The 5,067-nt window shown below is 47.4% G+C and carries 5 protein-coding genes; all 5 read left to right on the forward strand.

Features of this window, described 5'->3' with window-relative positions; all coding sequences use genetic code 11:
• Positions 1-390 precede the first annotated feature (390 nt).
• The 5 genes from C7B82_RS26085 (at position 391) to C7B82_RS26105 (ending at position 4,994) form a co-directional block, all read left to right on the forward strand.
• Positions 391-900 (forward strand): hypothetical protein, encoded by a 510-nt coding sequence (locus C7B82_RS26085; RefSeq protein ID WP_106259687.1) that lies wholly within the window; start codon positions 391-393, stop codon positions 898-900.
• Between the two features lie 668 nt (positions 901-1,568).
• Entirely contained in the window at positions 1,569-3,149 is a 1,581-nt protein-coding gene (locus C7B82_RS33365) for a matrixin family metalloprotease (RefSeq protein WP_219904702.1), read from the forward strand.
• A gap of 5 nt (positions 3,150-3,154) precedes the next feature.
• Positions 3,155-3,688: a hypothetical protein gene (locus C7B82_RS26095; RefSeq protein WP_146141273.1), complete on the forward strand. Its 534-nt coding sequence runs from the start codon at positions 3,155-3,157 to the stop codon at positions 3,686-3,688.
• A gap of 396 nt (positions 3,689-4,084) precedes the next feature.
• Positions 4,085-4,612, forward strand: coding sequence for a hypothetical protein (locus tag C7B82_RS26100; protein WP_106259689.1), 528 nt, complete (start codon positions 4,085-4,087; stop codon positions 4,610-4,612).
• 133 nt (positions 4,613-4,745) lie between these two features.
• Positions 4,746-4,994, forward strand: a complete 249-nt coding sequence (locus tag C7B82_RS26105) for a hypothetical protein (protein ID WP_106259690.1) — start codon at positions 4,746-4,748, stop codon at positions 4,992-4,994.
• Positions 4,995-5,067: the final 73 nt, after the last annotated feature.

Here is a 5,067-nt window from a genome sequence, read left to right on the forward strand (position 1 = left end):
CACGACGGATTTCCAAGGGCTAGGAGACTAATCTAGAGTCATCACATTTCCTGCTCTCTGTCAATGCGTAACTTCTATAACCCAGACTTTTAGAGATTTTTTGGCGAACGTAACAAAACCTTCACGATCGCATGGGTCAAATGACGAATTGCCCTCTTGGTAGCGAGGAATTATAGTTGCGACGTGGCTGTTTAGATAACTTTAGCGATCGCCCTCTGATCACTGTATGTACCGAATCAGCCGATGGTCTTTTTGCTTCATGCAAGTCCCTTGCAAGTCGTTAACACTAACCGTTAGGCTATCCAAGCAGTGATTAGAGGTTGGCTCAAAAGGGTTAAGACTGGCACATTACCGACACATTTCATAATCTACCTACTGGAAAATAATTTGATGATTAGTACAAAGACTCTTACCGTACTAGGAACCATTGCGGCACTGACTGTGTTGCCTGCTTGTTTGGATCAGCATAAGGCGATCGCTCAATCACAGGAGCGTAACTCAGGACAGGGGCTTACAGGAACCTGGCGTGTATTGGCATCTCCCGCTCCCAATCCTCAAGCAGGAGTGATCCCACCATTTTTTACTTACACTACATTTAATCGAGAGGGAACGTTAATTGAATCAAGCTCCGATCCGCTTCAAGGAAGCCGTCCTGGTCAGGGAGTTTGGAAGAAAACTGGTAAAGGTGAGTTTAAGGCTATCTTTGAGCAGTTTATAGCGTTCAACCCCATTATTCAGCAACCAGGCGTGTTTGTCTTTAGAGTAACTGAAGTGATTACACTGACTGGAGAGGATAGCTATCAAGGTTTATCACAAGTTTCAATTTGTAATAACGCAGGGCAGGAGTGTCAGCCTCTTGGCACAACTCCTACCGAGGGCAGTCGCCTAAAGATTGATTAAGTACGATCGCCAATTTTGTAAGGTGCATTCCTGCAACAGCAAATGCACCATTTCAATTGGAATAGATGCTCTTTTAGACGTAGAGTTTCTACTCAACCTGGTTGTAACGATCGCTTCACGATCACATGGGTCAAATGACGAATTGCTTTGTAAGCGATCGCAGCATATTCTTGCAGCAGGCTCCATACAAGTTAAAAAACGGCTGCTGATTGACCTAGAGACCCCAGTGTACGAAGAATACGGCTGCTGATTTGAATCGCTACAAGAGAGGAAAGAGCTCGCACTGTCTGCCTATTCACCCGTTTTGGGGTGCTATACGGAAAGTTTCAGCCTAATCATTGTTAGACCGCTTAGTCCTTAGTGGGGACAGTACCTCAATCTCACATGTTTGAGTTCAACATCTTATGACGTAAGAAGTACCCATATGGGTACTAGCAAAGCCTGATTAAATTCCGCACGATAGAATTGCCAAAAAATTTACACGGCTCCAGATAACACTCCAACAGCTTGTAGCGGCGACGCCCACAATCGTTGCAATGACTCAAGAGTTCAAGGCTACGGATACTTCAAGCAATGTCTGCTAAGTTAGGGTTCATTTTGTGGCTGGTTGATGACCTTGCCTGAAGTAGAAATCAACATAAAACTTATAATCTTGAAGGAGTTAGCTCATGGCTATGAATAAAGCTAATGAAATGCCCGAAGGCAAGATGACCGAGGCGGTAGATCCAGGTGAGATGCCCGAAGGCAAGATGACCGAGGCGGCAGACCCAGGTGAGATGCCCGAAGGTAAGATGACCGAGGCGGCAGATCCAGGTGAGATGCCCGAAGGTAAGATGACCGAGGCAGCAGACCCAGGTGAGATGCCCGAAGATAAAATGGTCATTGGCATGAAATCTGGAGAGTTTGGCTCAGAACTGAAAGACTATCGCCCGATCAGTATCGGGTTAAAACAAGGTTCTGAGGGGGATGAGGTTGCACGACTGCAAAAGTATCTTTCCACGTTTGGGTATTTGGAATCTTCAGTCCTGGAAACATTTGGAATTCCCAAGGAAAAAGCAGCAGCAGCAGGTCCTAGTGAGGGCATATTTGATGAAAGCACGGCTACCGCTCTTCAGCGTTTTCAAGAGTTCAACGGACTACCAGTGACAGGTGCGTTAGATAAAGCAACTCTTGCGCTCATCCACAAACCGCGATGTGGTTTTCCTGATGTGGCAGAGTTTATTCTCCAAGGTAGCAAATGGAATAAGACAGCCTTGACGTATGGCTTCAGTGAATTCACGCCTGATTTAACACCAGCGCAAGTTCGTACTGCAATTGAGCAGGCTTTCAGCTTGTGGGCAGCAGTGACACCGCTAAGTTTTACAGAAGTACCAATGAGTAGCAGTCCAGACATTGTTATTCGATTTGTAAGCGGTGATCATGGAGATGGGAACAATTTTGATGGTCCGAGCGGGGTTTTGGCGCATGCATATTATCCACCACCAGGAGGAGGATCGCTCGCAGGAGATACCCACTTTGATGAGGCTGAGACGTGGACAATCAACCTTCCACCCTCTGGCATCGACTTAGTTAGTGTCGCAGCCCATGAGTTTGGACATGCCCTGGGGCTTGCGCACTCGACGGTAACAGGTGCTTTGATGTATCCCTACTACAGTGGACCACATCGGACCCTTGAAGCTGACGATATCGCTGGAATTCAAGCAATTTATGGAGCACGTTCTCGCTGGTCAGGTTGGGAATCCCTCGGTGGTGTTTTGACGTCTGACCCTGCGGTCTGTTCATGGGCATCTGGACGTCTGGATGTGTTTGTGCGTGGGACTGATAACGCGCTCTATCATAAGTGGTTTAGCGGTGGATGGAGCGGTTGGGAATCCCTCGGCGGTGTTCTTACCTCAGCACCTGATGCGGTGTCCTGGGGACCCAATCGGATCGATGTGTTTGTGCGCGGGACAGACAACGCGCTGTATCACAAGTGGTTCAACGGCGGATGGAGTGGTTGGGAATCCCTCGGCGGCGTTCTCACTTCAGGACCAGGAGTTTCATCATGGTCGTCTGGACGTCTGGATACGTTTGTGCGCGGGGCAGACAACGCGCTGTATCACAAGTGGTTCGACGGTGGATGGAGCGGTTGGGAATCCCTCGGCGGCGTTCTCACTTCAGATCCAGCAGCAGTATCTTGGGGAGCCAATCGGATCGATACGTTTGTGCGTGGAACAGATAGCGCTTTATATCACAAGTGGTTCAGCTAAGATCGATGAAACCTAAAATCCACATTCCATCCTTTGGAATTTCAAGGGTGGGATGTGGAGCTATCGAATGGACACGAACTTGTATGATCTATAGTGAATCTTCCTCTTTCAACCGAAATGAGGTGTTCAGAAAACTTCAAGAGTTATTACTGCGGTCTATTTTTTCAGGTAGCCCTTTACCGGGCGCTCAACAGCCAACCAGATTTCCAGATCTAGCTTTTTTGGAACGCCAACCATACATAGCTGTTTTGGATGATCAATTGGCTTTGCCCTTTCCTGTGGAAGATATGCCGAAACCCGTCAAAGTTCTCTCATACGATGACATACTTCGAGAAGCGGGTTCTGGTGTAAGTATTGCTTTCGTAAGCTTTCACCCTCCAAAATGGGAGAATGAATGCGTTGCATTGAACATGGAAGTGCGGCTAGCCAGTGACATGCGAAACGGGGAAACACTCGGGTTGGGTGGCATTCAAGTTCAATTCCATAAAGTTTCTGGTAAATGGGTCGTAGCAGAAGAAGCATCCTACTTTGCTACGTAGTCACCTTGGTGTCACTTCAGCACAGTATGGCACCCTACACAAGCGCCGATCGTCCAAGGTGCGTTGCCACAAGCAAACACACCATTTCATTGAACCAAATCAATCTCTCTTGGAGAACGCTAATGCTGGATGCTGTTCTATGCAGAGGGATCAACGGGAGAAGTGCGATCGTTTGCTTGACGGCAACGCACCCTGCGAGAAAGGAGCGATCGCACCAGAAAAATAACCCCCGTGGGTACTGTCGGGGTTAGCTTGTTAAAGCTAGAACATTAGTACACCCATTAACCAAAGCTGTGGCTTTTAATTGAGGCGATCAAAGCCCTGTAGATTGAACCGAAAAATAGGATTAGAACGATAACACATTTTGCCGATTAACTCGGCGAAGGAGAATTAGCAATGAGCGTAACGATCGCGGCTACCGCATCTGGAAGCTTCACTCCCACGCCGGTATTGGGTGAGAATGTAGTAAACGGAGATTTTCTAATTCTCCGCAATCGTCTGGCACCAGACAGAAAAACGGGTGATGGTTCAGATGAAGAGACAAGTTGGACATTCTATTTTAATGAACACCCAGATTTTGCGCTTTTTTCACCTTCGCAACCGTTGACATCTGCACTTCTCACGTTGACTCTGACACCAAAAGATGAACAGCCGGGAGGGATACGAGGGGTCACGACCGACGGCTTTTGGATAGATTCGCTGGGATATGCGGGTGCTACAGACGAGTTCCAGTCTCTACCCCTTGATGAGCCTGCTACCATCACGGTTGAGTTACTTGATAGGGTGCCTAGCTACACTTCGACTGCCATTCTTGGGATCTTATTTAGCATAGACGGCCTTTTTGGCGGTCGAATATCGATGCATTATCAAGACGATGCTATCATCTCCTTCGCCCAGCTTGAGCTGACTCAAGAATCTTTGTAACTCCCCAAGTGCGGTCGTTCATCTTGTAGTGCGATCGCATTCGCTCTTGTAGCGTGCATTGTCATTCAGCAACGCACGATTTTTACCTTTATGAATCCCTTCATTGAGTGCGATCGCGTGAACCAGAACGAACATGGATCCTAATCAAAGAATAGAGTACCTCTATAAAGAATACGCTCGACTCAGTGAGAAACTTGAAGAGTCCTTAAAAGGCTGCTTTGAAGATTTTAAACTTTTCGGCGGGGCGAGCGCCACAATTCTGCTTTGGAAACCGATTGCAGATGTGGTTGCCCTAGCGAGTCCTAAAGTTGATAATCGTGAGCTGCTCTTTCTAGGCTTTCTCACATTACTCGTGATTTTAGTGCGATCGCTCGCCTCGTAGCGATTGTCTTGAAAGTCAAGGGGAATGAAGCAAATCTTTTGTGCTCCAAATACTCATGACAAAGTAACGGCAC

The sequence above is a fragment of the Stenomitos frigidus ULC18 genome (genome assembly GCF_003003795.1).
Lineage (GTDB): Bacteria > Cyanobacteriota > Cyanobacteriia > Leptolyngbyales > Leptolyngbyaceae > Stenomitos > Stenomitos frigidus_A.

What these genes read in the sequence shown, in the direction of transcription:
- C7B82_RS26085 (WP_106259687.1), top strand. Translation starts at nt 391, where the DNA reads ATGATTAGTACAAAGACTCTTACCGTACTAGGAACCATTGCGGCACTG.
- C7B82_RS33365 (WP_219904702.1), top strand. Translation starts at nt 1,569, where the DNA reads ATGGCTATGAATAAAGCTAATGAAATGCCCGAAGGCAAGATGACCGAG.
- C7B82_RS26095 (WP_146141273.1), top strand. Translation starts at nt 3,155, where the DNA reads ATGAAACCTAAAATCCACATTCCATCCTTTGGAATTTCAAGGGTGGGA.
- C7B82_RS26100 (WP_106259689.1), top strand. Translation starts at nt 4,085, where the DNA reads ATGAGCGTAACGATCGCGGCTACCGCATCTGGAAGCTTCACTCCCACG.
- C7B82_RS26105 (WP_106259690.1), top strand. Translation starts at nt 4,746, where the DNA reads ATGGATCCTAATCAAAGAATAGAGTACCTCTATAAAGAATACGCTCGA.